38 protein-coding genes and 1 pseudogene are annotated in these 26951 nt (G+C 69.0%); 35 read left to right on the forward strand and 4 right to left on the reverse strand.

The window, feature by feature from the left end; translation table 11 throughout:
* Nucleotides 1-14: 14 nt before the first annotated feature.
* Together ABT095_RS32800 and ABT095_RS32805 are read right to left on the reverse strand one after the other, a co-directional pair.
* Nucleotides 15-1628 carry a transporter gene (locus ABT095_RS32800; RefSeq protein ID WP_350533216.1) on the reverse strand — a complete coding sequence of 538 codons (1614 nt, stop codon included), beginning with the start codon at nt 1626-1628 and terminating at the stop codon, nt 15-17.
* Nucleotides 1625-2419 (reverse strand): ABC transporter ATP-binding protein, encoded by a 795-nt coding sequence (locus ABT095_RS32805; RefSeq protein WP_350533217.1) that lies wholly within the window; start codon nt 2417-2419, stop codon nt 1625-1627. The genes ABT095_RS32800 and ABT095_RS32805 overlap by 4 nt, the downstream gene beginning before the upstream one ends.
* A gap of 231 nt (nt 2420-2650) precedes the next feature.
* Between ABT095_RS32805 and ABT095_RS32810 the strand changes: the two genes are divergently transcribed.
* The 5 genes from ABT095_RS32810 (at nt 2651) to tuf (ending at nt 7913) form a co-directional block, all read left to right on the forward strand.
* The gene (locus tag ABT095_RS32810; protein WP_350533218.1) at nt 2651-3154 is read left to right on the forward strand and encodes a DUF1707 and DUF4190 domain-containing protein; all 504 of its coding nucleotides are present in this window, start codon (nt 2651-2653) and stop codon (nt 3152-3154) included.
* A 379-nt stretch (nt 3155-3533) separates the two neighbouring features.
* Entirely contained in the window at nt 3534-3905 is a 372-nt protein-coding gene (gene rpsL / locus ABT095_RS32815) for a 30S ribosomal protein S12 (RefSeq protein ID WP_014144289.1), read from the forward strand.
* A 2-nt stretch (nt 3906-3907) separates the two neighbouring features.
* Complete coding sequence (rpsG, locus tag ABT095_RS32820) at nt 3908-4378, forward strand: 30S ribosomal protein S7 (protein ID WP_030457432.1); 471 nt, start codon at nt 3908-3910, stop codon at nt 4376-4378.
* 39 nt (nt 4379-4417) lie between these two features.
* Entirely contained in the window at nt 4418-6523 is a 2106-nt protein-coding gene (fusA, locus tag ABT095_RS32825; protein WP_350533219.1) for an elongation factor G, read from the forward strand.
* A 196-nt stretch (nt 6524-6719) separates the two neighbouring features.
* Nucleotides 6720-7913, forward strand: a complete 1194-nt coding sequence (tuf, locus tag ABT095_RS32830; protein ID WP_350533220.1) for an elongation factor Tu — start codon at nt 6720-6722, stop codon at nt 7911-7913.
* 108 nt (nt 7914-8021) lie between these two features.
* On the opposite strand, the gene rfbC is transcribed toward tuf, so the two are convergent.
* On the reverse strand, nt 8022-8612 hold the full coding sequence (gene rfbC, locus ABT095_RS32835; RefSeq protein ID WP_350533221.1) for a dTDP-4-dehydrorhamnose 3,5-epimerase: 591 nt from the start codon (nt 8610-8612) through the stop codon (nt 8022-8024).
* Nucleotides 8609-9499 carry a glucose-1-phosphate thymidylyltransferase RfbA gene (gene rfbA, locus ABT095_RS32840; RefSeq protein WP_350533222.1) on the reverse strand — a complete coding sequence of 297 codons (891 nt, stop codon included), beginning with the start codon at nt 9497-9499 and terminating at the stop codon, nt 8609-8611. The genes rfbC and rfbA overlap by 4 nt, the downstream gene beginning before the upstream one ends.
* Nucleotides 9500-9580: 81 nt before the next feature.
* Here rfbA and rfbB point away from each other — a divergent pair, with 81 nt between their 5' ends.
* The 30 genes and pseudogenes from rfbB to rpmD all read left to right on the forward strand — a co-directional run bounded on the left by rfbB (nt 9581) and on the right by rpmD (nt 26950).
* Entirely contained in the window at nt 9581-10555 is a 975-nt protein-coding gene (rfbB, locus tag ABT095_RS32845) for a dTDP-glucose 4,6-dehydratase (RefSeq protein WP_350533223.1), read from the forward strand.
* Entirely contained in the window at nt 10552-11418 is an 867-nt protein-coding gene (rfbD, locus tag ABT095_RS32850; RefSeq protein ID WP_350533224.1) for a dTDP-4-dehydrorhamnose reductase, read from the forward strand. The genes rfbB and rfbD overlap by 4 nt, the downstream gene beginning before the upstream one ends.
* Before the next feature lie 125 nt (nt 11419-11543).
* Nucleotides 11544-11939: a DUF2304 family protein gene (locus tag ABT095_RS32855; RefSeq protein WP_350533225.1), complete on the forward strand. Its 396-nt coding sequence runs from the start codon at nt 11544-11546 to the stop codon at nt 11937-11939.
* Nucleotides 11936-12724, forward strand: a complete 789-nt coding sequence (locus ABT095_RS32860) for a glycosyltransferase family 2 protein (protein WP_350533226.1) — start codon at nt 11936-11938, stop codon at nt 12722-12724. Before ABT095_RS32855 ends, ABT095_RS32860 begins: the two co-directional genes overlap by 4 nt.
* Nucleotides 12725-12726: 2 nt before the next feature.
* The gene (locus ABT095_RS32865) at nt 12727-13611 is read left to right on the forward strand and encodes a glycosyltransferase family 2 protein (RefSeq protein ID WP_350533227.1); all 885 of its coding nucleotides are present in this window, start codon (nt 12727-12729) and stop codon (nt 13609-13611) included.
* Nucleotides 13611-14924 carry a lipopolysaccharide biosynthesis protein gene (locus ABT095_RS32870; protein ID WP_350533228.1) on the forward strand — a complete coding sequence of 438 codons (1314 nt, stop codon included), beginning with the start codon at nt 13611-13613 and terminating at the stop codon, nt 14922-14924. The genes ABT095_RS32865 and ABT095_RS32870 overlap by 1 nt, the downstream gene beginning before the upstream one ends.
* A 280-nt stretch (nt 14925-15204) precedes the next feature.
* Complete coding sequence (locus ABT095_RS32875; protein WP_350533229.1) at nt 15205-15843, forward strand: methyltransferase; 639 nt, start codon at nt 15205-15207, stop codon at nt 15841-15843.
* 102 nt (nt 15844-15945) lie between these two features.
* Nucleotides 15946-16323 (forward strand): annotated as a pseudogene (locus ABT095_RS32880) (sigma factor); the annotation flags it as partial.
* A 62-nt stretch (nt 16324-16385) separates the two neighbouring features.
* Nucleotides 16386-16673, forward strand: a complete 288-nt coding sequence (locus ABT095_RS32885) for a hypothetical protein (RefSeq protein WP_350533250.1) — start codon at nt 16386-16388, stop codon at nt 16671-16673.
* Complete coding sequence (locus ABT095_RS32890) at nt 16670-17128, forward strand: hypothetical protein (RefSeq protein WP_350533251.1); 459 nt, start codon at nt 16670-16672, stop codon at nt 17126-17128. Before ABT095_RS32885 ends, ABT095_RS32890 begins: the two co-directional genes overlap by 4 nt.
* Before the next feature lie 477 nt (nt 17129-17605).
* Nucleotides 17606-17914 carry a 30S ribosomal protein S10 gene (gene rpsJ / locus ABT095_RS32895; protein ID WP_012785157.1) on the forward strand — a complete coding sequence of 103 codons (309 nt, stop codon included), beginning with the start codon at nt 17606-17608 and terminating at the stop codon, nt 17912-17914.
* A 14-nt stretch (nt 17915-17928) separates the two neighbouring features.
* Complete coding sequence (gene rplC, locus ABT095_RS32900; RefSeq protein ID WP_350533230.1) at nt 17929-18576, forward strand: 50S ribosomal protein L3; 648 nt, start codon at nt 17929-17931, stop codon at nt 18574-18576.
* A gap of 4 nt (nt 18577-18580) precedes the next feature.
* Entirely contained in the window at nt 18581-19258 is a 678-nt protein-coding gene (rplD, locus tag ABT095_RS32905) for a 50S ribosomal protein L4 (RefSeq protein ID WP_350533231.1), read from the forward strand.
* Nucleotides 19258-19575, forward strand: coding sequence for a 50S ribosomal protein L23 (rplW, locus tag ABT095_RS32910; RefSeq protein WP_350533232.1), 318 nt, complete (start codon nt 19258-19260; stop codon nt 19573-19575). The genes rplD and rplW overlap by 1 nt, the downstream gene beginning before the upstream one ends.
* Before the next feature lie 46 nt (nt 19576-19621).
* On the forward strand, nt 19622-20458 hold the full coding sequence (gene rplB, locus ABT095_RS32915) for a 50S ribosomal protein L2 (protein WP_104816575.1): 837 nt from the start codon (nt 19622-19624) through the stop codon (nt 20456-20458).
* 11 nt (nt 20459-20469) lie between these two features.
* Nucleotides 20470-20751: a 30S ribosomal protein S19 gene (gene rpsS / locus ABT095_RS32920; protein ID WP_030055821.1), complete on the forward strand. Its 282-nt coding sequence runs from the start codon at nt 20470-20472 to the stop codon at nt 20749-20751.
* Nucleotides 20752-20808: 57 nt separating this feature from the next.
* Entirely contained in the window at nt 20809-21156 is a 348-nt protein-coding gene (gene rplV, locus ABT095_RS32925; RefSeq protein ID WP_280696289.1) for a 50S ribosomal protein L22, read from the forward strand.
* Nucleotides 21156-21989, forward strand: a complete 834-nt coding sequence (rpsC, locus tag ABT095_RS32930; RefSeq protein ID WP_350533233.1) for a 30S ribosomal protein S3 — start codon at nt 21156-21158, stop codon at nt 21987-21989. Before rplV ends, rpsC begins: the two co-directional genes overlap by 1 nt.
* Nucleotides 21990-21993: 4 nt before the next feature.
* Entirely contained in the window at nt 21994-22413 is a 420-nt protein-coding gene (gene rplP, locus ABT095_RS32935) for a 50S ribosomal protein L16 (RefSeq protein WP_030300385.1), read from the forward strand.
* Nucleotides 22413-22637: a 50S ribosomal protein L29 gene (rpmC, locus tag ABT095_RS32940; protein WP_030055825.1), complete on the forward strand. Its 225-nt coding sequence runs from the start codon at nt 22413-22415 to the stop codon at nt 22635-22637. The genes rplP and rpmC overlap by 1 nt, the downstream gene beginning before the upstream one ends.
* Complete coding sequence (rpsQ, locus tag ABT095_RS32945; protein WP_280717586.1) at nt 22637-22915, forward strand: 30S ribosomal protein S17; 279 nt, start codon at nt 22637-22639, stop codon at nt 22913-22915. The genes rpmC and rpsQ overlap by 1 nt, the downstream gene beginning before the upstream one ends.
* A 102-nt stretch (nt 22916-23017) precedes the next feature.
* Entirely contained in the window at nt 23018-23389 is a 372-nt protein-coding gene (rplN, locus tag ABT095_RS32950) for a 50S ribosomal protein L14 (protein WP_030393301.1), read from the forward strand.
* 15 nt (nt 23390-23404) lie between these two features.
* Nucleotides 23405-23716: a 50S ribosomal protein L24 gene (gene rplX, locus ABT095_RS32955; RefSeq protein WP_030263484.1), complete on the forward strand. Its 312-nt coding sequence runs from the start codon at nt 23405-23407 to the stop codon at nt 23714-23716.
* Nucleotides 23716-24285, forward strand: coding sequence for a 50S ribosomal protein L5 (rplE, locus tag ABT095_RS32960; RefSeq protein WP_266296841.1), 570 nt, complete (start codon nt 23716-23718; stop codon nt 24283-24285). Before rplX ends, rplE begins: the two co-directional genes overlap by 1 nt.
* Nucleotides 24286-24288: 3 nt before the next feature.
* Nucleotides 24289-24474: a type Z 30S ribosomal protein S14 gene (locus ABT095_RS32965; RefSeq protein WP_104816571.1), complete on the forward strand. Its 186-nt coding sequence runs from the start codon at nt 24289-24291 to the stop codon at nt 24472-24474.
* Between the two features lie 268 nt (nt 24475-24742).
* Entirely contained in the window at nt 24743-25150 is a 408-nt protein-coding gene (gene rpsH, locus ABT095_RS32970) for a 30S ribosomal protein S8 (RefSeq protein WP_350533234.1), read from the forward strand.
* A 22-nt stretch (nt 25151-25172) separates the two neighbouring features.
* Entirely contained in the window at nt 25173-25712 is a 540-nt protein-coding gene (gene rplF / locus ABT095_RS32975; RefSeq protein WP_350533235.1) for a 50S ribosomal protein L6, read from the forward strand.
* Between the two features lie 3 nt (nt 25713-25715).
* On the forward strand, nt 25716-26099 hold the full coding sequence (rplR, locus tag ABT095_RS32980) for a 50S ribosomal protein L18 (protein ID WP_110670535.1): 384 nt from the start codon (nt 25716-25718) through the stop codon (nt 26097-26099).
* A gap of 48 nt (nt 26100-26147) precedes the next feature.
* Nucleotides 26148-26768 (forward strand): 30S ribosomal protein S5, encoded by a 621-nt coding sequence (gene rpsE, locus ABT095_RS32985; RefSeq protein ID WP_350533236.1) that lies wholly within the window; start codon nt 26148-26150, stop codon nt 26766-26768.
* The gene (rpmD, locus tag ABT095_RS32990) at nt 26768-26950 is read left to right on the forward strand and encodes a 50S ribosomal protein L30 (RefSeq protein WP_014136270.1); all 183 of its coding nucleotides are present in this window, start codon (nt 26768-26770) and stop codon (nt 26948-26950) included. Before rpsE ends, rpmD begins: the two co-directional genes overlap by 1 nt.
* The last annotated feature ends 1 nt before the right edge of the window (nt 26951 follow it).

A 26951-nucleotide genomic window follows, 5' to 3' on the forward strand; every position in this document is an offset into this window, starting at 1 on the left:
TCAATCATGCCGGGTCAGCTGCGCTCCACCGCCACTGCCAGGAGCTCCGGGAGGCGGTCGATCATCCGACCCGCCGCCATGCGGACGCCCGCCACGGCGAGGGCGGCGCCGTACACCGGGCCGACCAGGAGGACCGGCCAGGCCGGGGTGTCGGTGGCGAGGAGGACGCCGAGCAGGATTCCCACCGGGGCGCTGAGCACCGCTACGCCGAACATCGAGCCGAAGGCGTTGAGCATGACCAGACCGCTCTGGCCCGGCGCGGCGTTCTGCATCGGGTTGCCGTCCGCAGGCATGGTGTACGGCGCCAGCACGCTCAGCATGGCGCCCAGCCCCACCCCCGAGCCGAGGCCGGCCAGGGTGATGCCGAGGGCGGGCGCGAGCTCGGCCCACTTGCCGCTGGCGGTGGCGAGGACCAGCGCGAGCAGCAGGATGCTCGGCAGGGCGTAGGAGACCACGGCCAGCGCCCGGCCCCGGAGCTCGTCGCGGGCGTCGCGGAGGGTCGCGATGGTGGCGGCGACCATCCAGAAGGCCGAGCCGTCCATGCCGAAGAGGTTGACCATCTGGAGGCCGAGCATCATCCCGGCCAGCGCCACCACGTACACCGTGGCCCAGCCCTGGATCACCGAGAGCACGCAGAAGACCAGCGTCATGCCGATGCTGGTGAAGACCGCCGCCTTGGCCCGCGGCTCCCGCCAGGCGTACCGCAGGTGCCGCTGCATGGCGGCGCCGGCCCGCCCGGGCGGCAGGTACCGGAAGCCGCGCGAGCGGCCGACCGAGGTGGTGTCGATCTGGGTGGAGGCGTCGGCGGTGACCATCAGCTGCTGCAGGGTCGCGCCCCACCAGCGCAGCAGCAGCACCAGCAGCGCGGCGGTCAGCGCGAGCTGCGCCACCGCCGTCAGGTAGGCGCCGTCGCCCGCGCTGCGCGCGGCGTCCACGGCGCTGACCGGCGGGATCCAGCGCAGTACGGCGGCGAAGGGCTTCAGGGGGGTGAGGTCGAGCGAGTGCTTGCCGTGGCCGAAGATGCTCTGCGAGACGAGGTTGCCGGCCTGGATCAGCAGGGCGAAGAGCAGTCCGCCGAAGATGGCGAAGTCCTTGCCGCGCCGGGAGGAGAGCAGCCGGGCGTTGCCGGCCGCGACGGCGCGGGAGAGCGTGACCAGGGTGAGCAGGGCCAGCGGTACGCCGAGCAGCGCGGCCGGGATCGCGGCCGCACCGGTCGAGGCGGCGATCGCGGCGCCGGTCAGCAGCAGCGCGGTGAGCACCGGCCCGGGGCCGATCAGCGCGCCGAGCAGGGTGCCGCGCAGGATCGCGCGGGGGCGCAGCGGCAGCATGGTGAGGCGGGTCGGGTCGGCGGCCTCGTCGCTGTTGAAGAAGAAGAGCGGCAGCGCGGCCCAGGTCAGGGTCATGGCGGTGACCAGCATGGCGGCCGCGTCGGCGGCGCCGGGGTGGCCGTGCAGGAAGGCGAAGGCGGTGGCCATCAGGGCGACGAAGAGCAGGCCGACGCCCGTGCCCGTCAGGTAGACGGCCCGGCGCTGCGGGCTGCGCCGCAGGCCGTTGGCGAGCAGCCGGAGCTTGAGCCGCACCAGGGTGCGGACGACGTCCCGGTCGTCGGGGAGCACTCCGACACTCATCGGCCGGCCTCCGAGCTGCGTGCGCCGAGCCAGCCGAGCGCCTCGCCGTCGTCCTCGCGGACGCCGATCAGCTCCAGGAAGACGCTGTGCAGCGAGCGGTCGCCGCGCACGGAGTCGAGCGGGCCCTGGGCGATGATCTGCCCGGCGTTGACCACGGCGACCCAGTCGCAGAGCTGCTCGACCAGCTCCATCACGTGGCTGGAGAAGACCACGGTGGAGCCCGCGGCGGCGTACCGCTTGAGCACGCCGCGGATGGTCTGGGCGGAGACGGGGTCGACGCCCTCGAAGGGCTCGTCCAGGAAGAGCACGTCGGGGTTGTGCAGCAGCGCGGCGGCCAGGCCGATCTTCTTGCGCATGCCGGTGGAGTAGTCGGCGACCAGCTTGTCGGCGGCGCCCTGCAGGTCGAGGACGGTGAGCAGCTCCTCGGCCCGGCGGTCCACCTCGGCGCCCGGCAGGCCGCGCAGGCGGCCGTTGTACTGCAGGAGCTCGCGCCCGCTCAGGCGCTCGAACATCCGCAGGCCCTCGGGCAGGATGCCGATCCGGGCCTTGACGGCGGTCGGGTCGCCCCAGACGTCGTGGCCGTGGATCAGCACGGTGCCGTGGTCGGGGCGGAGCAGCCCGGTGACCATCGACAGGGTGGTGGTCTTGCCGGCGCCGTTCGGGCCGACCAGGCCGATGAAGGAGCCCGCCGGGAGGTCGAGGGTCAGCCCCGCCACGGCGGTCTGCTCGCCGAAGCGCTTCCACAGGTTGTGGATGCTCACGGCGGCGGTCGGTGGTGTGGTCGGCTGCATGGTGCTGGTCCCCCCGTTGGTGCTGGTTCGGACGGGTGTCCGGATCTGCTGACAGCCTCTCACCGGGCACGGGCTGCCGGAATCCGCCGGTCGGCAGGGGTCGCTGGGCCGTACGGGTGAATTCGGGCCCGATCGGTCCGGCCGGTCTGAAACTACCGCCGGGCTCCGTTCGTCCTGCACCATGACGGGAGGGGCGCGGTCGGCGTGCTCCGCGGGTGCTGGAGGTACCGGGTGGACGTGCAGCCGTGGGGGCAGCCCCAGCAACCCCACCCCGGGATGCGCGCCGCGCAGACCGACCGTGACCGCGCGGTGGACGTGCTCAAGGCCGCGTACGCGGAGGGCCGGCTGAGCGCCGAGGAGTACTCGCAGCGCTTCGACCTGGCCAGCGCCGCCAGGACGTACGGCGAGTTGGCCCAGCTGACCGCCGACCTGCCGGCCGGGCCGCTGGGCCAGCCCGCCCCCGGCGTGCCGCAGACCTTCTTCCCGCTCGCCCCGCCCAAGCCGCCGACCAATCCGATGGCGGTGGCCTCGCTGGTGCTCGGCGTGCTCTGCCTGCCCACCATGGGCGCCCTCGGGCTGCCTGCGGTGATCACCGGCCACATCGCCTCGCACCAGCTCAAGCAGCGCCGTCAGCAGGGTGAGGGCCTGGTCATCGCGGCCCTGGTGCTCGGCTGGATCTCGGTCGGAGGCTGGGTGCTGCTGGCCCTGCTCGCGATCCTCGCGGGCGGTCACTAGCGGCTCGCCAGGTGGTCCCGGCTCGCCCGTCGGGGCCGTCTGTGGTATGACGGCAGGGCCCCGTTGCGCCGGTCGGGTGTACCGCCCCCGTCCGCGCCGAGCTGCGGCGTTGCATTTGTTTTGACCGGCGCCGATGCGCTAGGTACGCTCTGACCTTGTGCCTGGGGTGTCCCCGGGTCCTTGTGCGTGCATGCAAACCGGCCGCTGTCGCCGGAGTACGAGTACTCCGTTGTCGTGAGCGCCGCCGCTGCAGATCAGCTCATGGGATTCCGCGATACCTCTTCCAAGAGGCTCAACACGCCCGACCGCGTGGGTCGGAGAGTTGAGGTCACCGCAGGTTAGTTTTACGCAGCCTTGGCACACAGAAAACGGAGAAACGGTGCCTACGATCCAGCAGCTGGTCCGAAAGGGCCGGCAGGACAAGGTCGAGAAGAACAAGACGCCCGCGCTGAAGGGTTCCCCGCAGCGCCGTGGTGTCTGCACGCGTGTGTACACCACCACCCCGAAGAAGCCGAACTCCGCGCTTCGTAAGGTGGCCCGTGTGCGCCTCACCAGCGGGATCGAGGTCACCGCCTACATTCCGGGCGAGGGCCACAACCTGCAGGAGCACTCCATCGTGCTGGTTCGCGGTGGCCGTGTGAAGGACCTTCCTGGTGTCCGCTACAAGATCATCCGCGGCTCGCTCGACACCCAGGGTGTCAAGAACCGCAAGCAGGCTCGTAGCCGCTACGGCGCCAAGAAGGAGAAGTAAGAATGCCTCGTAAGGGTCCCGCCCCGAAGCGCCCGGTCATCATCGACCCGGTCTACGGCTCGCCGCTCGTGACCTCGCTGGTCAACAAGATCCTGCTGCACGGCAAGCGCTCCACCGCCGAGCGGATCGTGTACGGCGCCCTCGAGGGTGTCCGTGAGAAGACCGGTGCCGACCCCGTGGTCGCTCTCAAGCGCGCGCTCGAGAACGTCAAGCCGACCCTCGAGGTCAAGTCCCGCCGCGTCGGTGGCGCCACCTACCAGGTGCCGGTCGAGGTCCGTCCGGGCCGCGCCAACACCCTGGCGCTGCGCTGGCTGGTCGGGTACTCCCGCGCCCGTCGCGAGAAGACCATGACCGAGCGTCTGCTCAACGAGATCCTCGACGCCAGCAACGGCCTGGGCGCTTCCGTGAAGCGTCGCGAGGACACCCACAAGATGGCCGAGTCCAACAAGGCCTTCGCGCACTACCGCTGGTAGTCCGAACCCCGTCACTAGACAGAGAGAGAACGAGCCACCATGGCTGCAACCTCCCTTGACCTCGCCAAGGTCCGCAACATCGGGATCATGGCGCACATCGACGCGGGCAAGACCACCACCACCGAGCGGATCCTGTTCTACACCGGTGTCTCGTACAAGATCGGTGAGGTCCACGATGGCGCTGCCACCATGGACTGGATGGAGCAGGAGCAGGAGCGCGGCATCACGATCACGTCGGCCGCGACGACCTGCCACTGGACGCTCGACAACGTCGACCACACCATCAACATCATCGACACCCCGGGCCACGTCGACTTCACCGTCGAGGTGGAGCGCTCGCTCCGCGTGCTCGACGGTGCTGTCACGGTGTTCGACGGTGTTGCCGGTGTCGAGCCCCAGTCCGAGACCGTGTGGCGGCAGGCTGACCGTTACGGCGTCCCGCGCATCTGCTTCATCAACAAGCTGGACCGCACGGGCGCGAACTTCTTCTTCTGCGTCGACACCATCGTGGACCGCCTCGGCGCCACCCCGCTGGTGATGCAGCTCCCGATCGGTGCCGAGGGCGACTTCGCCGGCGTCATCGACCTGGTCCGCATGAAGGCGCTGGTCTGGTCCGCCGAGGCCACCAAGGGCGAGATGTACGACGTCGTCGACATCCCGGCCGACCTCCAGGACCAGGCGGACGAGTACCGCGAGAAGCTGCTCGAGACGGCCGCCGAGGGCGACGACCAGCTGATGGAGCTCTTCCTCGAGGGCGTCGAGCCCACCGAGGAGCAGCTCATCGCCGGTATCCGCCGCGGCACGCTGGCCTCCGCCTTCACGCCGATCTTCTGTGGCACCGCGTTCAAGAACAAGGGCGTTCAGCCCCTGCTCGACGCGGTCGTCAACTACCTCCCGTCGCCGCTGGACATCGAGTCCATCGAGGGCCACAAGCCCGGCGACGAGGAGACGAAGATCCACCGCAAGGCCTCGGACGACGAGCCGCTGGCCGCGCTTGCGTTCAAGATCATGTCCGACCCGCACCTGGGCAAGCTCACCTTCGTTCGCGTCTACTCCGGGCGTCTCGAGGCCGGCACCGCCGTCCTCAACTCGGTGAAGGGCAAGAAGGAGCGCATCGGCAAGATCTACCGCATGCACGCGAACAAGCGTGAGGAGATCGACTCGGTGGGCGCCGGCGACATCGTCGCCGTCATGGGTCTCAAGCAGACCACCACCGGTGAGACCCTGAGCGACGACAAGAACCAGGTGATCCTGGAGTCCATGGACTTCCCGGCCCCGGTCATCCGCGTCGCGATCGAGCCCAAGTCCAAGGGCGACCAGGAGAAGCTGGGTGTCGCCATCCAGCGTCTCGCGGAGGAGGACCCCTCCTTCCAGGTCAACACGGACGAGGAGACCGGCCAGACCATCATCGCGGGTATGGGCGAGCTGCACCTCGAGGTGCTCGTCGACCGTATGCGCCGTGAGTTCAAGGTCGAGGCCAACGTCGGCAAGCCGCAGGTCGCCTACCGCGAGACGATCCGCAAGGCCGTCGAGCGCATCGACTACACGCACAAGAAGCAGACCGGTGGTTCCGGCCAGTTCGCGAAGATCCAGATCGCGATCGAGCCGCTCGAGACCACGGACGGCTACGAGTTCGTGAACAAGGTCACCGGTGGCCGCGTGCCGAAGGAGTACATCCCTTCGGTCGACGCCGGTTGCCAGGAGGCCATGGAGTTCGGTGTCCTCGCCGGCTACCCGCTCCAGGGTGTCCGCGTGAGCCTGCTCGACGGTGCCTCGCACGACGTCGACTCCTCCGAGCTCGCGTTCAAGATCGCCGGTTCCATGGCGTTCAAGGAAGGTGCCAAGAAGGCGTCGCCGGTTCTTCTCGAGCCGATGATGGCCGTCGAGGTCACCACCCCCGAGGACTACATGGGCGACGTGATCGGCGACATCAACTCCCGCCGTGGCCAGATCCAGGCCATGGAGGAGCGTCACGGTGCCCGCGTCGTCAAGGCGCTGGTGCCGCTCTCCGAGATGTTCGGCTACGTCGGTGACCTGCGCAGCAAGACCTCTGGTCGCGCAAGCTACTCGATGCAGTTCGACTCGTACGCCGAGGTTCCGCGGAACGTGGCGGACGACATCATCGCCAAGTCCAAGGGCGAATGACTCCCGTAATCGGGACGTTTCACAACCCTTAGGCTATTAGGAGGCGAACCGGGGGAATCCACGCGATTCCCCCGGGTCTCCTCCGCCCAAACCGCGGGACGGCATGGGTTGCCCCACCGGGGCACCCCGTTCCCAACCCGATCAAAGACCAACTGACGTCAGCACGGCGTACAGAACTGTCCTCAGGAGGACTGCAGTGGCGAAGGCGAAGTTCGAGCGGACGAAGCCGCACGTCAACATCGGCACCATCGGTCACATCGACCACGGTAAGACGACCCTTACCGCGGCCATCACCAAGGTGCTGCACGACGCGTACCCGGACATCAACCCCTTCACGCCGTTCGACCAGATCGACAAGGCGCCGGAGGAGCGTCAGCGCGGTATCACCATCTCCATCGCGCACGTCGAGTACCAGACCGAGGCGCGTCACTACGCCCACGTCGACTGCCCGGGTCACGCGGACTACATCAAGAACATGATCACCGGTGCGGCCCAGATGGACGGTGCGATCCTCGTCGTCGCCGCCACCGACGGCCCGATGCCGCAGACCAAGGAGCACGTCCTCCTGGCCCGCCAGGTCGGCGTCCCCTACATCGTCGTCGCCCTGAACAAGGCCGACATGGTGGACGACGAGGAGATCCTGGAGCTCGTCGAGCTCGAGGTCCGTGAGCTCCTCTCCGAGTACGAGTTCCCGGGCGACGACCTGCCGGTCGTCCGCGTCTCCGCGCTGAAGGCCCTCGAGGGCGACGCCGAGTGGGGCCAGAAGCTCCTCGGCCTGATGCACGCGGTCGACGAGGCCATCCCGACCCCGGCCCGTGCCGTGGACCAGCCGTTCCTGATGCCGATCGAGGACGTCTTCACGATCACCGGTCGTGGCACCGTCGTCACCGGCCGCATCGAGCGTGGTGTCCTCAAGGTCAACGAGACCGTCGACATCATCGGCATCAAGGACACCAAGACCACCACCACGGTCACCGGTATCGAGATGTTCCGCAAGCTGCTCGACGAGGGCCAGGCCGGTGAGAACGTCGGTCTGCTCCTCCGTGGCATCAAGCGCGAGGACGTCGAGCGCGGCCAGGTCATCATCAAGCCGGGTTCGGTCACCCCGCACACCGAGTTCGAGGCCCAGGCCTACATCCTGTCGAAGGACGAGGGTGGCCGTCACACCCCGTTCTTCAACAACTACCGCCCGCAGTTCTACTTCCGTACCACGGACGTGACCGGCGTCGTGACCCTCCCCGAGGGCACCGAGATGGTCATGCCGGGCGACAACACCGGCATGAACGTCGTGCTGATCCAGCCGATCGCCATGGAGGAGGGCCTCAAGTTCGCCATCCGTGAGGGTGGTCGTACCGTGGGCGCCGGCCAGGTCACCAAGATCCTCAAGTAATTTCCTTGAGGTTCTAGACCGGGCTCCGGCTCGATCTTGACCAACAGAGGGCCCGCTCCTTCCCCGTCCGTCAGGACGGTGGAGGGGGCGGGCCCTCTGGCTTTGCCGCTAGAGCGACGCGGTGTACTTCATGCACTCCTCGTAGGAGGGCAGCAGGCCGGCGGCGAGCGCCTCGGCCAGGGTGGGCGCGGCGTCGTCGCGGGCCGAGAGCTGGGGCGCGTCGGTGGGCCAGGCGATGGCCAGGTCCGGGTCGAGCGGGTGCACCGCGTGCTCGCCGGTGGGGTTGTACGTCTCGGAGCAGACGTAGTGCAGGGTCGCGTCGTCGGTGAGCGCGCAGAAGCCGTGGCCGAAGCCCTCGGGCACGTACACCGAGCGGCGGTCCACGTCGTCCAGGCGGACGAACTCCCAGCGGCCGAAGGTCGGCGAGCCGACCCGGATGTCCACCACCACGTCGAGCACCGCGCCGCGCACACAGGAGACGTACTTGGCCTGGCTGGGCGGCACGTCGGCGAAGTGGATGCCGCGGACCACGTCCTTGGCGGAGACCGAGAGGTTGCCCTGGGCCAGGCGCAGCGGGTGGCCGACCACCTCGGCCAGGCGGTCGTGCCGGTACCACTCCATGAACAGGCCGCGCGGGTCGCCGTGCTGCTGCGGGGTGATCTCGAAGGCCCCCGGAATGCTCAACTCGCGGAACTTCACCGGTCGTTCTCCTCGGCCATGGCCTTCTCGTCCAGCAGGTCCAGCAGGTAGCGGCCGTAGCCGCTCTTGAGCAGGGGCTCGGCCAGCTCGCGCAGCCGGGCGTCGTCGATCAGGCCGGCCCGCCAGACCGCCTCCTCCAGGCAGCCGATCTTGAAGCCCTGGCGCTCCTCGATCACCCGGACGAACTCCGAGGCCTGCACCATCGAGACGAAGGTGCCGGTGTCCAGCCAGGCGGTGCCCCGGTCGAGCCTGGTGACGTGCAGCTCGCCCTCGCGCAGGTAGGCGTCGTTGACCGCGGTGATCTCCAACTCGCCCCGGGCGCTGGGCTGCAGGCCCCGGGCGATCTCGACCACGCGGTTGTCGTAGAAGTACAGCCCGGGCACGGCGTAGCGCGACTTGGGCTGGGCCGGCTTCTCCTCGATCGAGAGCACCTGGCCCTCGGCGTCGAACTCGACCACGCCGTAGGCGCGCGGGTCGGCCACCGGGTAGGCGAAGACCCTGCCCCCCTTCTCGTCGGTGTGCCGGGCGAGCCGGGTGCCGAGGCCGCTGCCGTGGAAGATGTTGTCGCCGAGGATCAGCGCGACGCCCTCGGCCCCGATGAAGTCGGCGCCCAGCACGAACGCCTGGGCGATGCCCTCGGGCCGCTCCTGCACCGCGTACTCCAGCCGAAGGCCCAACTGCGAGCCGTCGCCGAGGAGTCGGTGGAACTGGGCCTGGTCCTCCGGGGTGGTGATGATCAGGATCTCGCTGATCCCGGCCATGACCAGGGTGGAGAGCGGGTAGTAGATCATCGGCTTGTCGAAGACCGGAAGCAGTTGCTTCGACACCGCGCGGGTCAGCGGCCAGAGCCGCGAGCCGGTCCCACCGGCCAGCAGAATTCCTCGCATGGCGGCAGCCTATCCGGGTGATGACGGCCGGTAGTCGGCCGAACCCGGAAATTGGCCGTCCGCGGGTACACTGCCCGGATTATGCGCATCCTTGTGACCGGCGGAGCCGGGTTCATCGGTTCGGAGTTCGTCCGTTCGCTGCTCGGCGCGGACGCCTCCGCTCGCATCACCGTGCTGGACAAACTCACCTATTCGGGGGTCGAGGTCAACCTCGCGCCGGTCGCCGACCACCCCGGGTACTCCTTCGTCCGCGGCGACATCTGCGACGCCGCCGTGGTCGAGGCCGTCATGCCCGGCCACGACGTGGTGGTGCACTTCGCCGCCGAGTCGCACGTGGACCGCTCGATCGAGGGCGCCGGGCCCTTCGTCATGACCAACGTGGTCGGCACCCAGGTGCTGCTGGATGCCGCGCTCCGCCATGGTGTGCAGCGTTTCGTCCATGTCTCCACCGACGAGGTCTACGGTTCCATCACCGAAGGCTCCTGGACGGAGGAGTGGCCGCTGGCGCCCAACTCCCCGTACTCCGCCTCGAAGGCCTCCTCGGACCTGCTGGCGCTGGCCTACCACCGCACCCACGGCATGGACGTGGTGGTGACCCGGTGCTCCAACAACTACGGGTACTACCAGTTCCCCGAGAAGGTCATCCCGCTCTTCACCACCAACCTGATCGACGGCCGCTCGGTGCCGCTGTACGGCGACGGCGGCAACATCCGGGACTGGCTGCACGTCTCCGACCACTGCCGGGGCATCGAGCTGGTGATGCGCGGCGGCCGGGCCGGCGAGGTCTACAACATCGGCGGCGGCACCGAGGTCACCAACAAGGAGCTGACCGGCCTGCTGCTCGAGGCCACCGGCACCGGCTGGGAGCGGGTCGAGCACGTCACCGACCGCAAGGGCCACGACCTGCGCTACTCGCTGGACATCACCAAGATCCGCACCGAGCTGGGCTACGAGCCGCAGGTCTCCTTCGCGGACGGCCTGGCCGCCACCGTCGCCTGGTACCGCGAGAACCGGGCCTGGTGGGAGCCGCTCAAGGCCAAGGCGGGCCTGAAGTGACCTCCTGGCTGGTGACCGGCGCGGGCGGGATGCTCGGCCGGGACGTGGTGTCGGTGCTGTCTTCGGACGAGGTCACCGCTTACGACCGCGCAGCCCTGGACATCACCGACCCGGCGGCCGTGCGGGCCGCCGTGGCCGGGCACGACGTGGTGGTCAACTGCGCGGCCTGGACGGACGTGGACGGCGCGGAGGCGGCCGAGGAGGCCGCAACCGCCGTCAACGGCACGGGGGTTGAGCACCTCGCCCGGGCCTGCGCCGAGACCGGCGCCCGGCTGGTCCAGGTCTCCACCGACTACGTGCTGCCCGGCGACGGCTCCGCGCCGTACCCCGAGGACGCCGCCACCGGGCCGCTCAACGCCTACGGCCGCAGCAAGCTGGTGGGGGAGCGGGCGGTGCTCGAGCTGCTGCCTTCGCGTGGCTACATCGTGCGGACGGCCTGGCTCTACGGCGAGCACGGCGGCAACTTCGTCGCCACCATGCTGAAGCTCGCCGCCCAGCGGCCCAGCCTCGACGTGGTGGACGACCAGCAGGGCCAGCCCACCTGGTCGCTGGCCCTCGCCGAGCAGCTGGCCGCGCTCGGCCGGGCCGTCGACGCGCCGCCCGGGGTCTACCACGGCACCGCCGCCGGCAGTGCCACCTGGTACGAACTCGCGCGCGCTGCCTACGAGTTGAGCGGGCTCGACCCGGAGCGCATCCGGCCGACCAGCTCCGCCGCCTTCCCCCGCCCGGCCGTCCGGCCCGGGTACAGCGTGCTCGGCCACGACCGCTGGCGGGCCGCCGGCCTCACCCCGCTGGCCGACTGGCGGGCCTCGCTCGCCCAGGCGCTCGAGCGGCCGGCCTTCACGGGGCTGCTCCAGAGCTGACGTGTGTCGGGGTGGCGTCACCCGTCCGTGGCGTCACCCCCGGCTGCTCTACTCTGTTGACACCACAGGCACCCCCGGGGCCTGGCACCACGAGAACCGCCCGCGCACGGAAGGCCCCACCGGCTGTGCAACTCTCCTTTCTGACCTCGATCACCGGAATCGTGGTGCTCGCCTACATCCTGGAGCTGCTGCGCAGGCAGCAACTGCGGGAGAAGTACGCGGCGATCTGGCTGAGCATAGGGCTGGTGATCGCCCCGCTCGGCTTCGTCCCGCATGTGCTGGACTCCACCGCGCGGCGGCTCGGGGTCGCCTCGGGCGTCTCCCTGGTGCTTTTCGCCGGGTTCGTCCTGGTGCTGCTGGTCAGCCTCCACCTCAGCTGGGAGTCCAGCCGGCTGGAGGCCGAGACCAGGACGCTGGCCGAGGACGTCGCCCTGATCCGGGCCCACCTCGCCGAGCAGGGCATCCCGCTGGAGAGCCCTCGACAGCCGCTCGACTCCGCCGCTCGGGAGCCCCTGTCATGACCGGCCGCATCCTGATCATCCTCCCGGCCTGGAACGAGGCCGACGGCCTGCCCGGCGTCCTGGGCGAGATCAAGCGCCAGCTCCCGTACGTCGACACCCTGGTGGTCGACGACGGCTCCACCGACCGGACGGCCGAGGTGGCCGCCGCGGCCGGCTCGGCGGTGGCCCGGCTGCCGTACAACCTCGGCGTCGGCGGCGCGATGCGACTCGGCTACCGCTACGCCCAGCTGCACGGCTACGACGTGGCGATCCAGGTGGACGCCGACGGGCAGCACGACCCTTCCTACGTGCCCGAGCTGCTGGCCAAGCTGGGCGAGGCCGATCTGGTGATCGGCGCCCGGTTCGCGGGCGAGGGCGAGTACGCGGCGCGCGGGCCGCGCCGGTGGGCGATGCGGCTGCTCTCCGTCGTGCTCTCCCGGATCACCGGTGCGCGGTTGACCGACACCACCTCCGGCTTCCGCGCCTGCAACCGGCCGCTGATCGAGTTCTTCGCCCGCTGGTACCCGGTCGAGTACCTCGGTGACACCGTGGAGAGCCTGGTGGGCGCGGCCCGCTGCGGCTTCACCGTGCGCCAGGTGCCGGTCGCGATGCGGGCGCGCACCACCGGCCGTCCGAGCGCCTCGCCGGTCAAGGCCACCATCTACCTGGTCCGGGCCGGCCTGGTGCTGCTGCTCGCGATGATCCGCCGCATCCCGCGCGAGCTGCGCGAGCTGGCCCCCGGCTCCACGTACTACACCGCCTTCGAGGCCCGCCCGGTCGTCCGGGCCGCCGAGGCCGAGGTCTGAGCATGCCCCGCTTCGAGATCACCATGCCGTACTACGGCGACGTCGCCCAGATGCAGTCCGCCGTGCGCAGCGTCCTCGCCCAGCGCGGCGAGGACTGGCGGCTCACCGTGGTGGACGACGGCCGCGAGCCGGGCGTGCCCGAGTGGTTCGCCTCGCTGGGGGACGAGCGGGTGCGGTACTTCCGCAATCCCGTCAACCTCGGGGTCACCGGGAACTTCAACCGCTGCCTGGAGCTCGCCGAATCCGAGTACGTGGTGCTGATGGGCTGCGACGACCTGATGCACCCCTCGTACCTCGACGTGGTCCGCGCCACCGCCGAGCGCGAGCCGAAGGCCGCGATGATCCAGCCCGGCGTGGAGGTGATCGGCGGCGACGGCCTCCCGTACGACACCCTCGCCGACCGCACCAAGCGGCGGATCTACGCCCCCAAGGGGCCCGGCCGGGCACTGCTCGGCGGGGAGGACCTGGCGGTGAGCCTGCTGCGCGGCAACTGGCTGTACTTCCCCTCGATCTGCTGGCGGCTGGACGCCGTCCGCCCCTTCGGCTTCCGCGCCGACCTCGGCGTCATCCAGGACCTCGCCCTGGTGATCGACCTGCTGGTCGCGGGCCAGACGCTGGCGACCACCCCCGAGGTCTGCTTCAGCTACCGGCGGCACGACGGGAGCGAGTCCTCCGCCACGGCGTACACCGGGCACCGCTTCGAGGAGGCCAAGCGCTTCTTCCGCGAGAGCGCCGACCGCCTCGAGGCCTTCGGCTGGCCCGCCGCCGCCCGGGTCGCCCGGCTCCACCTCTCCTCCCGCCTGCACGCCCTCACCCTCCTCCCCGGAGCCGCCCGCCACGCGGGCCGCCCGGGCGTCTCCGCGATGCTCCGCCACGCGGCCCGCTGATGAGCACCCGCGAGATGAAGCCGATAGCCAGGCTGGGCGCCGCGCTGCCCCCCGGCACCCAGATGGTCGCCGGTGGCACTGTGGTGCTCGGGGCGGCCTCCTACCTGCACCTGGCGGTCGCCGGGCACAGCCTGACCACCCAGGCGATGGCCGGGGTGTCGGTGCTCTGGACCATCGTGATGTCGGTCGGCATCGGCCTGTTCTTCCCGATCGAGCAGGAGCTGACCCGGATCGTCGCCGCCCGCACCGTCCGGGGCGAGGGGGCGGCGCCCGTGCTCCGGCGCGCGCTGCTGCTCACCACCGGGATCCTGGCCGTGGTGGTGGGGCTGCTCGCCGTGCTGGCCCGCCAGCTGGCCGATCTGCTCTTCCACGGTGATCTGCAACTGGTCGCGGCCCTCGGCGGGGCCTTCGTGACGATGGCCTTCTGCTACCTGAGCCGGGGCCTGCTGGCCGGGCTCGGGCTGTTCACCGCGTACGGCACCCAGCTGGCCGTGGACGGCGCGCTGCGGATCGTGCTGGCCTTCGGCTGCTCGCTGGCCGGGCTGCACTCCGCGCTGGCCTTCAGTCTGATCCTGACGCTCGCACCGCTGGTCTCGCTGGCGGCCACCCTGCCGGCCGCGCTGCGCGGCGCCGCCCGGCCGGGCCCGGCGATCGGCTGGCCCGAGCTGGTCGGCGGGCTGGGGCTGCTGATCTGCTCCACCCTGCTGGCCCAGTGGATGGTCAGCGCCGCCGTGCTCTCGATCCAGCTGCTGGAGCCGCGCCAGGTGGACCTGGTCGCGGCGCTGCTCAGCGCGCTGGTGCTGGCCCGGGTGCCGATCTTCGTCTTCGGTGCGCTGCAGGCCTCGCTGCTCTCCGGCCTGGCTGGTGCGGCGGCGGCCGGTGAGCACACCGCCTTCCGGCGGATGCTGCGGAAGGCCTGCCTGGCCGTGGCGGCGCTCTCGGCGGCGATCGGGCTGCCCGCGGTGGTGCTCGGCCCCTGGCTGATCCACCTGCTCTTCGCGGCGCCCCGGGTGCTGACCCGCACCGACTTCCTCTGGCTCGTCCTCGGCACCTTCGGCTACCTGCTCGGCATGGTCCTCGGCCAGGCCCTCATCGTCCTGCACCGCCACCGCGCCCAGCTCCTCAGCTGGCTCCTGGGCACCGCCGTCCTGCTCGCCGTCACCCTCGCCCCGGGCCCCATTGCCACCCGCGTCTGCCTCGCCTTCGCCGCCGGCCCGGCCGCCACGGCAGCCGTCATGCTCCTCGCCCTCCGGCGCTCGGCCGCCGCGACCGCCCCCGACACCGCGGAGCCGAAGACCCTCAGCCGCTCCTGAACGCCGGCAGAGCTTCGCGACCCACCAGGAGGACCCTGGCAGGCCGAGAGGTCCGGCCCGGAGAGGCCGGAGTGGCTGCCCTTCACGGACGACCGGCAGTGGCGCGAGGGGTCGAAGAGGGCAGGTCGCGCAGCGCCCCGTTTCCGCAACTCGCTTTTCCTGCCGAGTAATTGACCGGCCGCGATGGCCGGCTGCGCGCGTTTCATCCCAATATTTCGAGGCCGGACCGGCTGCCAGACTCCCGTGCGACCGCTGTCGTCGTAGGTCTCGGGGAGATCGCATGGGAATCACCACCGCCGTCCGTCGCCGCCTCGGAAAGTACGAGATACCGGCCGCCGAGCTCTACCGGTCGGTCTTCATCGACCTCGACAGTCTCGCCACCACGCTGCTCAGCCTGAGCCGGCCGAAGCGCATCCTGGAGATCGGCGCCGGTGACGGCGCGGTGGCCGAGCGGTTGGTGAGCGCCCTGCCCGACGCCGAGTACGTCGGCATCGACGTGATGGACCACCCCGGGCGGCTCTTCCGTGGTGACCGCTCCCGGGCCGAGTTCCGCTCCGTGTACTCCCACGACCTGCGGGCCGAGGGGCCCGCGCTCTTCGACCTCGTCCTGGTCGTGGACGTGCTGCACCACGTACCGCCCGCCCGACGCGACGCGCTGCTGCACGACGCCGAGGCCCTGCTCGCCCCGGGCGGCACGCTGATCGTCAAGGAGTGGGAGCGCCGCTCCGACCTCGCGCACCTGATGGCCTACACCGCCGACAAGTACGTCTCCGGCGACAAGGGCGTCGTCTTCGGCGACCGCGACCAGCTGCTCGCCATCATCTCCCGGGCCCTCCCGGGGCTCTCCGTGATCTGCGAGACCAGGGTGCCCCCGAAGCGCAACAACATCCTCTTCGCCCTCCGCCGCCCGGAGGACTGAACCCGGAAGGCCCGCCTTCTGACCGGGTGCAACGCTTTCCTGGTGCCGGCGCGCTGGAGAGGGTGAGGCCAACCCCGGACGGGGGGCGGAGTGGGGGAGGGGATGGAGCGGGGCGAGGAGGAGATCCGTGCGTTCGTGGCGGCGCGGCGGCAGGCGCTGTACCGGAGCGCGTATCTGCTGTGCGGGGACCGGTACGAGGCGGATGACCTCGTGCAGGCGACGTTGGTCAAGGTGATCCTGGGCTGGCGGCGGCTGAAGGGGCTGGAGAACGTCGACGCGTACGCGCGGCGGACGCTCGTGAACACGTTCATCCCGTCGCGGCGCCGGTTCTGGCGCCGGGAGCAGGCGTTCGGGGAGGTGCCGGAGCTGCCGCAGGAGACGGCGGACGCGGACACCGGATTCGCGGTGCGGGCGGCCCTGGCCGGGCTGCCGGCGAGCACGGTGCGCAGCCACGCGGCGCGCGGGATCGCGGCGCTGCGCAAGGTACTGCCCAGGGACGTCAACGACCTGCAGGGGGGACGGGAACGAGCGAGGCCGAGAACATGGCGGAGGCCGCCGAGCTGCACCGCCTGCTGGGCCGGGCCGCGGCCGACGCGGGCACCCCGCAGCGGGACATCGGCGCGGCCTTCGCCCGGGCGGCGAAGGTACGGCGGCGGCGCCGCGCGGCGGTGGGGCTGGTGGCAGCGGCGCTGGTGTCGGCGGTGGTCCTGGTCGTCCCCTCGGTCGGGGGTGCCGACCGGGATCCTGCCCGCCCGAGCCCGAGCCCGAGCCCGAGCCCGAGCCCGAGCCCACCCTGCAGGAGCTGCTGCCGCCAGGGGTGGGCGGGGTGAACGTGCTGGACAACCAGCACCTCCAGGATCCCTACCGGGCCCCGTACGAGGGCGCGTACCTGGTGCGGAAGGGCGGTGGTATCGGGCCGCTCGACATCTGGCTCACCGCCCCGCTCCGCCCCAACCCCGCCTGCGGCCAGGGCGATCGTGACACCGACGCCCTCGACTGCAGGTACGAGGAGCTCGGCGGCGGCCACAGCCTGCGGATCGAGGAGTTCGGTCCGGACGGCCAGGACCGGATCGACGGCCGCCGCTGGGGCCGGTACTACGAGGCGATCCTGGCGCTGGGCGACGGCCGGGCCGTGTTGGTAGCCGACATCTCGGGATTCACCGGGGAGGGTGAAGTGGGCCCCGGGATGGCGGCGCCGCCGTTGACGAAGGAGCAGCTCCGCACCTTCGTGCTGCGCCCGGAGATGCCGGCCGGCCTCAAGCCGTGGGGCACTCCGACCGGCTGACCGCAGCGCCGTAGTGTCCTGTACCACAGCCGGGGTGACCGATTGGCGTCGGGCGCCCCGGCTGTGGCAGGATGTTCAAGTTGCTCGGTTGAGTGCCGATGCTGCGCGCCTCCCGCCGGGAGGACCGGAAGCGAGTCCCATGTACTCGTCGTTCCCGTGATGGCCGTTCATATCTCCACGGACTGTGTGTGGAGGTAGTGGTGTGTAAGCGACACCGCGGCAGCTGCGGGGCGGACGTACGGGAATCTTCCGGGAAGCGTGGGCGGGGCCTCGATCCGGCGCCCGGTGGGTGCAATGCCCGCCGACCCTGACGGAAATCCGCGGAGAGTAAGGCTCTCTCGGATTTTTTGCAAGCGCGAGCGCGACACGCCCGAGCGCGGGGGTCGGAAGGTATCACCCGGGGACGCCACCGGAACCCTTCGAGATGGAGGGGGCTGGCAGTAGAAGCAGCAGAGACAAAAAGGACTACTAGTAGCCATGGCGGGACAGAAGATCCGCATCCGGCTCAAGGCCTACGACCACGAGGTCATCGACTCCTCGGCGAAGAAGATCGTCGAGACGGTGATTCGTACTGGTGCGCAGGTCGCGGGCCCGGTGCCGCTGCCCACTGAGAAGAACGTCTACTGCGTCATCCGCTCGCCGCACAAGTACAAGGACTCGCGCGAGCACTTCGAGATGCGCACCCACAAGCGTCTGATCGACATCCTCGACCCGACCCCGAAGACCGTTGACTCGCTGATGCGCCTCGACCTTCCGGCCGGCGTCGACATCGAGATCAAGCTCTGAGAGGCGCGACGAAGATGGCAAAGCAGATTAAGGGCATCCTGGGCGAGAAGCTCGGCATGACCCAGGTCTGGGACGAGAACAACCGGATCGTTCCGGTGACCGTCGTCAAGGCCGGGCCGAATGTCGTGACCCAGGTCCACACCGCTGACAGTGACGCCGGCTACGACGCCGTGCAGATCGGCTTCGGCGAGATCGACCCCCGCAAGGTGAACAAGCCCCTCGCGGGTCACTTCGCCAAGGCCGGTGTCACCCCGCGCCGCCACCTGGTCGAGCTCCGTACCTCGGACGCGTCCGAGTACACCCTCGGCCAGGAGATCACCGCTGAGCTGTTCGAGGCGGGTGTCAAGGTCGACGTGACCGGCACCTCCAAGGGCAAGGGCTTCGCCGGTGTCATGAAGCGCCACAACTTCCGGGGCCTCGGCGCCGGTCACGGTGTGCAGCGCAAGCACCGCTCGCCCGGTTCCATCGGTGGCTGCGCCACCCCGGGCCGCGTGTTCAAGGGCATGAAGATGGCCGGCCGGATGGGCCACGAGCGCGTGACCACCCAGAACCTGACCATCCACGCCGTTGACGCGGAGAAGGGCCTGCTGCTCATCAAGGGCGCAATCCCGGGCCCGAACGGCGGCCTCGTCCTCGTCCGCACCGCGGCGAAGGGGCTGTGAGGATATGAGCACGATTGACATCCTGTCGCCCTCGGGCGACAAGGCCGGCAGCCTCGAGCTGCCCGCCGAGATCTTCGACGCCAAGGTCAGCGTTCCGCTGATGCACCAGGTCGTCGTCGCGCAGCTCGCCGCTGCCCGCCAGGGCACGCACAAGGTGAAGTCGCGTGGCGAGGTCCGTGGTGGTGGCAAGAAGCCGTACCGCCAGAAGGGCACCGGCCGCGCCCGTCAGGGCTCGACCCGTGCGCCGCAGTTCGTCGGTGGTGGCGTCGTGCACGGTCCCGTGCCGCGTGACTACTCGCAGCGGACGCCCAAGAAGATGATCGCCGCCGCTCTGCGTGGCGCGCTCACCGACCGGGCCCGCCACAACCGCATCCACGTCATCACCGACGTCGTTGCGGCCGAGGCGCCGTCGACCAAGGCCGCCAAGGGTCTGTTCGGCAAGATCACCGACCGCAAGAACGTCCTCCTGGTCGTCGAGCGCTCGGACGAGCTGGGCCTCAAGTCCGCTCGCAACCTGCCGAACGTCCACATCCTGGACGCCGGTCAGCTGAACACCTACGACGTGCTCGTCTCCGACGATGTGGTCTTCACCCAGGCCGCCTTCGAGCGTTTCGTGGCCGGTCCGGCCGCGTCCGCCAAGGCCGTTGCCGCTGAGGGCGAGCTCGAAGGGAGCGCTGCCTGATGAGCAACGTTACGAGCAAGACGTTCACGGACCCCCGTGACGTGCTGGTGAAGCCGGTCATCTCCGAGAAGAGCTACTCGCTCCTCGACGAGAACAAGTACACGTTCGTCGTGTCGCCGGGCGCCAACAAGACCCAGATCAAGCAGGCCGTCGAGGCGGTCTTCTCGGTCAAGGTGGAGTCGGTCAACACGCTCAACCGTCAGGGCAAGCGCAAGCGCTCCAAGACGGGCTTTGGCAAGCGCAAGGACACCAAGCGCGCCATCGTGACGCTGGCCGAGGGCAACCGCATCGACATCTTCGGTGGTCCGGTCTCCTGAATCAGGAGATCGTGATCGTCGATTAGGACGAGGACGAGAGAGCCAAATGGGCATCCGCAAGTACAAGCCGACTACGCCGGGCCGTCGCGGCTCCAGCGTGGCCGACTTCGTAGAGATCACGCGGTCCACGCCGGAGAAGTCGCTGGTTCGCCCCCTGCACAGCAAGGGCGGCCGCAACAACGCCGGTCGTATCACCGCTCGCCACCAGGGTGGCGGACACAAGCGCGCCTACCGCGTGATCGACTTCCGTCGTCACGACAAGGACGGCGTGCCGGCCAAGGTCGCTCACATCGAGTACGACCCCAACCGCACTGCGCGCATCGCGCTCCTGCACTACGCGGACGGCGAGAAGCGCTACATCATCGCCCCGCGTGGCATCGCTCAGGGTGACCGGATCGAGAACGGCCCCACGGCCGACATCAAGCCCGGTAACAACCTGCCGCTGCGCAACATCCCGGTCGGTACCACGATCCACGCCGTGGAGCTGCGTCCCGGTGGCGGTGCCAAGATGGCCCGCTCCGCCGGTTCCGGCATCCAGCTGCTGGCTCGTGAGGGCAAGATGGCGCACCTGCGCATGCCCTCCGGTGAGATCCGCCTGGTGGACGCGCGCTGCCGCGCGACCGTCGGCGAGGTCGGCAACGCCGAGCAGTCGAACATCAACTGGGGCAAGGCCGGCCGTATGCGCTGGAAGGGCGTTCGCCCGACCGTGCGTGGTGTGGCCATGAACCCGATCGACCACCCGCACGGTGGTGGTGAGGGTAAGACCTCTGGTGGTCGCCACCCGGTTTCGCCGTGGGGTCAGAAGGAGGGTCGCACTCGTAGCCCGAAGAAGGCTTCGAACGCTCTCATCGTGCGCCGCCGCAAGACCAACAAGAAGCGCTAGGAGCAGGTCAGATGCCGCGCAGTCTCAAGAAGGGCCCCTTCATCGACGGCCACCTTCTGAAGAAGGTGGACGCGCAGAACGAGGCGGGTACCCAGAACGTCATCAAGACCTGGTCCCGTCGTTCCGTGATCTTCCCGGCCATGCTCGGCCACACGATCGCGGTTCACGATGGCCGCAAGCACGTCCCGGTGTTCGTCACCGAGTCGATGGTCGGCCACAAGCTGGGCGAGTTCGCTCCGACCCGCACGTTCCGCGGTCACGTCAAGGACGACCGCAAGTCGAAGCGTCGCTAGTCGCCTGAGCTTCACCGCCAGAACGACTCAATGACTTACTCCATTAAGGGGACAACCATGGAAGCCAGGGCCCAGGCGCGGTACATCCGCGTCACGCCCATGAAGGCCCGCCGCGTGGTGGACCTCATCCGTGGCATGAGTGCCACGGAGGCCCAGGCGGTCCTGCGTTTCGCTCCGCAGGCCGCGACCGTGCCGGTCGGCAAGGTGCTGGACAGCGCCATCGCCAACGCCGCGCACAACTACAACCACTCCAACGTGGACGACCTCGTCATCAGCGAGGCGTACGTTGACGAGGGCCCGACCCTGAAGCGGTTCCGTCCGCGCGCCCAGGGCCGTGCCTACCGGATCCGCAAGCGGACCAGCCACATCACCGTGGTCGTCAGCAGCAAGGAAGGGACCCGGTAATGGGCCAGAAGGTTAACCCGCACGGGTTCCGCCTCGGCATCAGCACGGACTTCAAGTCCCGCTGGTACGCCGACAAGCTGTACAAGGACTACGTCAAGGAAGACGTTGCCATTCGTCGCATGATGACGAAGGGCATGGAGCGGGCCGGCATCTCGAAGGTTGAGATCGAGCGCACCCGTGACCGCGTCCGCGTTGACATCCACACCGCTCGCCCCGGCATCGTCATCGGTCGCCGTGGCACCGAGGCCGACCGCATCCGCGGCGACCTCGAGAAGCTGACCGGCAAGCAGGTCCAGCTGAACATCCTCGAGGTCAAGAACCCCGAGCTGGACGCCCAGCTCGTGGCTCAGGGCGTCGCGGAGCAGCTGTCCTCCCGCGTCTCCTTCCGTCGCGCCATGCGTAAGAGCATGCAGGGCACGATGAAGTCGGGCGCCAAGGGCATCAAGGTCCAGTGCTCCGGTCGTCTCGGCGGCGCCGAGATGAGCCGTTCGGAGTTCTACCGCGAGGGTCGCGTGCCGCTGCACACCCTTCGTGCGAACGTCGACTACGGCTTCTTCGAGGCCAAGACGACCTTCGGCCGCATCGGCGTGAAGGTCTGGATCTACAAGGGCGACGTCAAGAACATCGCCGAGGTCCGCGCTGAGAACGCTGCTGCCCGCTCGGGCAACCGCCCGGCCCGCAACGACGCCCGCCCCGCGCGTGGCGGCGAGCGCGGTGGCCGTGGTGGCGAGCGTGGCGGCGCCCGTGGCGCCCGTCGTCCCCAGAACACCGAGGCCCCCGCGGCCGCGGTGACGGAGACGCCGGCTGCCGAGAGCACCGGAACGGAGGCCTGACCCCATGCTGATCCCTCGTAGGGTCAAGCACCGCAAGCAGCACCACCCGAAGCGCCGTGGCGCCTCCAAGGGTGGCACCGAGCTGGCGTTCGGCCAGTTCGGCATCCAGGCCGTCACCCCGGCCTACGTGACGAACCGTCAGATCGAGTCCGCTCGTATCGCGATCACCCGTCACATCCGCCGTGGCGGCAAGGTCTGGATCAACATCTACCCGGACCGCCCGCTCACCAAGAAGCCGGCCGAGACCCGCATGGGTTCCGGTAAGGGTTCGCCGGAGTGGTGGATCGCGAACGTGCACCCGGGTCGGGTCATGTTCGAGCTGTCGTACCCGAACGAGAAGGTTGCTCGTGAGGCGCTCACCCGCGCCGCGCACAAGCTGCCGATGAAGTGCCGGATTGTCCGGCGCGAGGACGGTGAGAGCTGATGTCGGCCGGCACCAAGGCTGCAGAGCTTCGTGAGCTCGACAACGAGGGTCTCGTTGCCAAGCTCCGTGAGGCCAAGGAGGAGCTGTTCAACCTCCGCTTCCAGGCGGCGACCGGGCAGCTCGACAACCACGGACGGCTCAAGCTCGTCCGTAAGGACATCGCGCGGATCTACACCCTGATGCGCGAGCGCGAGCTGGGCATCGAGACGGTGGAGAACGCCTGATGACTGAGAACACCACTGAGACCGAGGCCCGCGGCTTCCGCAAGACCCGCGAGGGTCTGGTCGTCAGCGACAAGATGGACAAGACCGTCGTCGTCGCTGTCGAGGACCGCGTCAAGCACGCGCTCTACGGCAAGGTCATCCGCCGTACGAACAAGCTGAAGGCGCACGACGAGACCAACGCCTGCGGCATCGGTGACCGGGTGCTCCTCGCGGAGACCCGTCCGCTGTCCGCGACGAAGCGCTGGCGCGTCGTCGAGATCCTCGAGAAGGCCAAGTAACGAAGTTGTCCGGGTACGGCCGTATGTGCACCAGGTCCCTCGTGGGCGCTGGTGTGAGCAGCGGCCGGCCCGCCAGCTCTCGTTGACGATCAGGAGAAAGCTGTGATCCAGCAGGAGTCGCGACTGCGTGTCGCCGACAACACGGGCGCGAAGGAAATCCTTTGCATCCGCGTTCTCGGTGGTTCCGGTCGTCGCTACGCCGGTATCGGGGACGTCATCGTCGCGACCGTCAAGGACGCGATCCCCGGTGGTTCGGTCAAGAAGGGTGACGTCGTCAAGTGCGTCGTCGTCCGCACCGTGAAGTCGCGTCGTCGTCCCGACGGCTCGTACATCCGGTTCGACGAGAACGCCGCTGTCGTCCTCAAGAACACCGATGGTGACCCCCGTGGCACCCGCATCTTCGGCCCGGTGGGCCGCGAGCTGCGCGACAAGAAGTTCATGAAGATCATCTCGCTTGCGCCGGAGGTGCTCTAACTCATGGCGAACAGCATGAAGATCAAGAAGGGTGACCTGGTTCAGGTCATCACCGGCAAGGACAAGGGCAAGCAGGGCAAGGTCATTCAGGCCATGCCGGCTGAGAACAAGGTCCTGGTCGAGGGTGTGAACCGGGTCAAGAAGCACACCAAGCCGGGTCCGGGCACCCAGGGTGGCATTGTCACCGTCGAGGCGCCCGTCCACGTCTCCAACGTCCAGCTGGTCGTGGAGAAGGACGGCAAGAAGGTCGTCACCCGCGTCGGTTACCGCTTCGACGACCAGGGCAACAAGATCCGCGTTGCCAAGCGGACCGGTGAGGACATCTGATGTCTGAGACGACTGTTGAGAAGGTGGCCCCCCGCCTCAAGGAGCGTTACAACTCCGAGATCAAGGGCCAGCTGCAGGAGGAGTTCTCGTACGAGAACGTCATGCTGATCCCCGGCCTGGTCAAGGTCGTGGTCAACATGGGTGTGGGCGAGGCCGCCCGCGACTCCAAGCTGATCGAGGGTGCGATCAAGGACCTGACCGCGATCACCGGTCAGAAGCCGGCCGTGACCAAGGCCCGCAAGTCCATCGCGCAGTTCAAGCTGCGCGAGGGGCAGCCGATCGGCACCCACGTCACCCTCCGTGGTGACCGCATGTGGGAGTTCCTGGACCGTCTGGTGTCGCTGGCTCTGCCGCGTATCCGCGACTTCCGTGGTCTCTCCCCCAAGCAGTTCGACGGCCGTGGCAACTACACCTTCGGTCTGACCGAGCAGGTTATGTTCCACGAGATCGACCAGGACAAGGTCGACCGTCAGCGCGGTATGGACATCACCGTCGTGACCACCGCTCAGACCGACGACGAGGGCCGGGCGCTCCTGCGCGCTCTGGGCTTCCCGTTCAAGGAGGCGTAGGCAATGGCGAAGAAGTCCCTCATCGCGAAGTCCGAGCGTAAGCCGAAGTTCGCTGTCCGCGGTTACACCCGCTGCCAGCGCTGCGGCCGCCCGCACTCGGTGTACCGCAAGTTCGGCCTGTGCCGTGTGTGCCTCCGTGAGATGGCCCACCGCGGCGAGCTGCCGGGCGTGACCAAGAGCTCCTGGTAATCCAGGCTCTTAGCCACACATAGCGACGCTAGGTGCCCGACCCCACATGGCCCAGATTTGGGCTGCCGTACGGTCTCCCGTAAGGTAGTGGGGTCGGGCCCCCTGCCGCGGCATCTCCATGGATGCTCGCGGCCCTTCTGTGGAAGGGCTCGCACTTAGTCTTACTAACGCCGCAGGTCCCCTGCGTCTGTGCCCCTGCCGCACTCCTCGGAGTGCGGCGGGGGGACCTGGCGCGGAGAAACCACGGCGAGAGAGGCCTGAGGCCACCATGACCATGACCGACCCGATCGCAGACATGCTCACTCGTCTGCGTAACGCGAACTCGGCATACCACGACACCGTGGCGATGCCGGCTAGCAAGATCAAGGCGCACGTCGCCCAGATCCTGCAGCAGGAGGGCTACATCGCCTCCTGGAAGGTTGAGGAGCCCGCCGAGGGCGAGGTCGGCAAGAAGCTGACCATCGACCTCAAGTTCGGCCCCAACCGTGAGCGCTCCATCGCCGGCATCAAGCGCATCAGCAAGCCGGGTCTGCGTGTTTACGCAAAGTCCACCAACCTGCCGAAGGTCCTCGGCGGCCTGGGCGTGGCGATCATCTCCACGTCCTCCGGTCTCCTCACGGACAAGCAGGCTGCCAAGAAGGGCGTAGGCGGAGAAGTTCTCGCCTACGTCTGGTAATTCGGGAAACGGAGGTACAGCAATGTCTCGTATTGGACGGCTGCCCATCTCGGTTCCCGCCGGCGTGGACGTCACCATCGATGGCCAGACTGTTGCGGTGAAGGGCCCCAAGGGTTCCCTCTCCCACGAGGTCAAGGCGCCGATCGAGATCAGCAAGGGTGAGGACGGCGTTCTGGCCGTCACCCGCCCGAACGACGAGCGGATGAACAAGGCCCTCCACGGCCTGACCCGCACGCTGGTGGCGAACATGATCACCGGCGTGACCGCGGGCTACCGCAAGTCGCTGGAGATCAGCGGTGTTGGTTACCGTGTCGCGGCGAAGGGCTCCGACATGGAGTTCCAGCTCGGCTACAGCCACCCGATCCTGGTCGAGGCGCCGGAGGGCATCTCCTTCGTCGTCGAGTCGCCCACCAAGTTCCACGTGGACGGCATCGACAAGCAGAAGGTCGGCGAGGTCGCTGCCAAGATCCGCAAGCTGCGCAAGCCCGACCCGTACAAGGCCAAGGGTGTCAAGTACGCGGGCGAGGTCATCCGCCGCAAGGTCGGAAAGAGTGGTAAGTAAGCGATGAGCGTCTCTGTCAAGATCGGCAAGGGCAACGCCTACAAGAACGCCGCCCGCAAGCGCCGCGCCATCCGCGTTCGCAAGCGCGTCACCGGTACCGAGGTGCGTCCGCGCCTCGTCGTGACCCGCTCGAACCGTCACATGGTCGCCCAGGTCATCGACGACGCCAAGGGTCACACCCTGGCGTCGGCGTCCACCCTCGACGTGTCCATCAAGGGCGCCGAGGGCGACAAGACCGAGCTGGCCAAGAAGGTCGGGAGCCTGGTCGCCGAGCGCGCCAAGGCCGCCGGCATCGAGTCGGTCGTTTTCGACCGCGCGGGCAACCGGTACGCCGGCCGCATCGCCGCCCTGGCGGACGCGGCTCGCGAGGCCGGGCTCGACTTCTAAGCCGCTCGTCGACTCTGTCGACGGACGTAAACGAGAGAGGTAATTCCAATGGCTGGACCCCAGCGCCGCGAAGGCGGCGCCGGTCGCGGCACGGGTGGCGAGCGGCGCGACCGTAAGCGTGACGGTCAGGGCAACGCCCCGGTCGTCGAGAAGACCGCTTACGTCGAGCGCGTTGTCGCGATCAACCGTGTTGCCAAGGTTGTCAAGGGTGGTCGCCGCTTCAGCTTCACCGCGCTGGTCGTGGTGGGCGACGGTGACGGCACCGTGGGTGTCGGTTACGGCAAGGCGAAGGAGGTTCCGGCCGCCATCGCCAAGGGTGTTGAGGAGGCCAAGAAGAACTTCTTCAAGGTCCCCCGTATCCAGGGCACCATCCCGCACCCCATCCAGGGTGAGAAGGCCGCCGGCGTCGTGCTGCTGAAGCCGGCGTCCCCCGGTACCGGTGTTATCGCCGGTGGCCCGGTGCGTGCCGTCCTGGAGTGCGCCGGCGTCCACGACATCCTGTCGAAGTCGCTCGGCTCGGACAACGCGATCAACATCGTGCACGCCACCGTGGCTGCTCTGAAGGGCCTCGTGCGCCCCGAGGAGATCGCCGCCCGTCGTGGCCTGCCCCTGGAGGACGTGGCTCCGGCCGCCCTGCTCCGGGCCCGTGCGGCTGGGGTGAGCGCCTGATGGCTCGCCTGAAGGTCACCCAGACCAAGTCGTACATCGGTAGCAAGCAGAACCACCGTGACACCCTGCGTTCGCTGGGGCTGAAGCGGCTGAACGACACCGTGGTGAAGGAGGACCGCCCGGAGATCCGCGGCATGGTCCACACCGTTCGTCACCTCGTCACGGTTGAGGAGGTGGACTGAA

This window comes from Kitasatospora sp. NPDC002227 (assembly GCF_040296285.1).
Lineage (GTDB): Bacteria > Actinomycetota > Actinomycetes > Streptomycetales > Streptomycetaceae > Kitasatospora.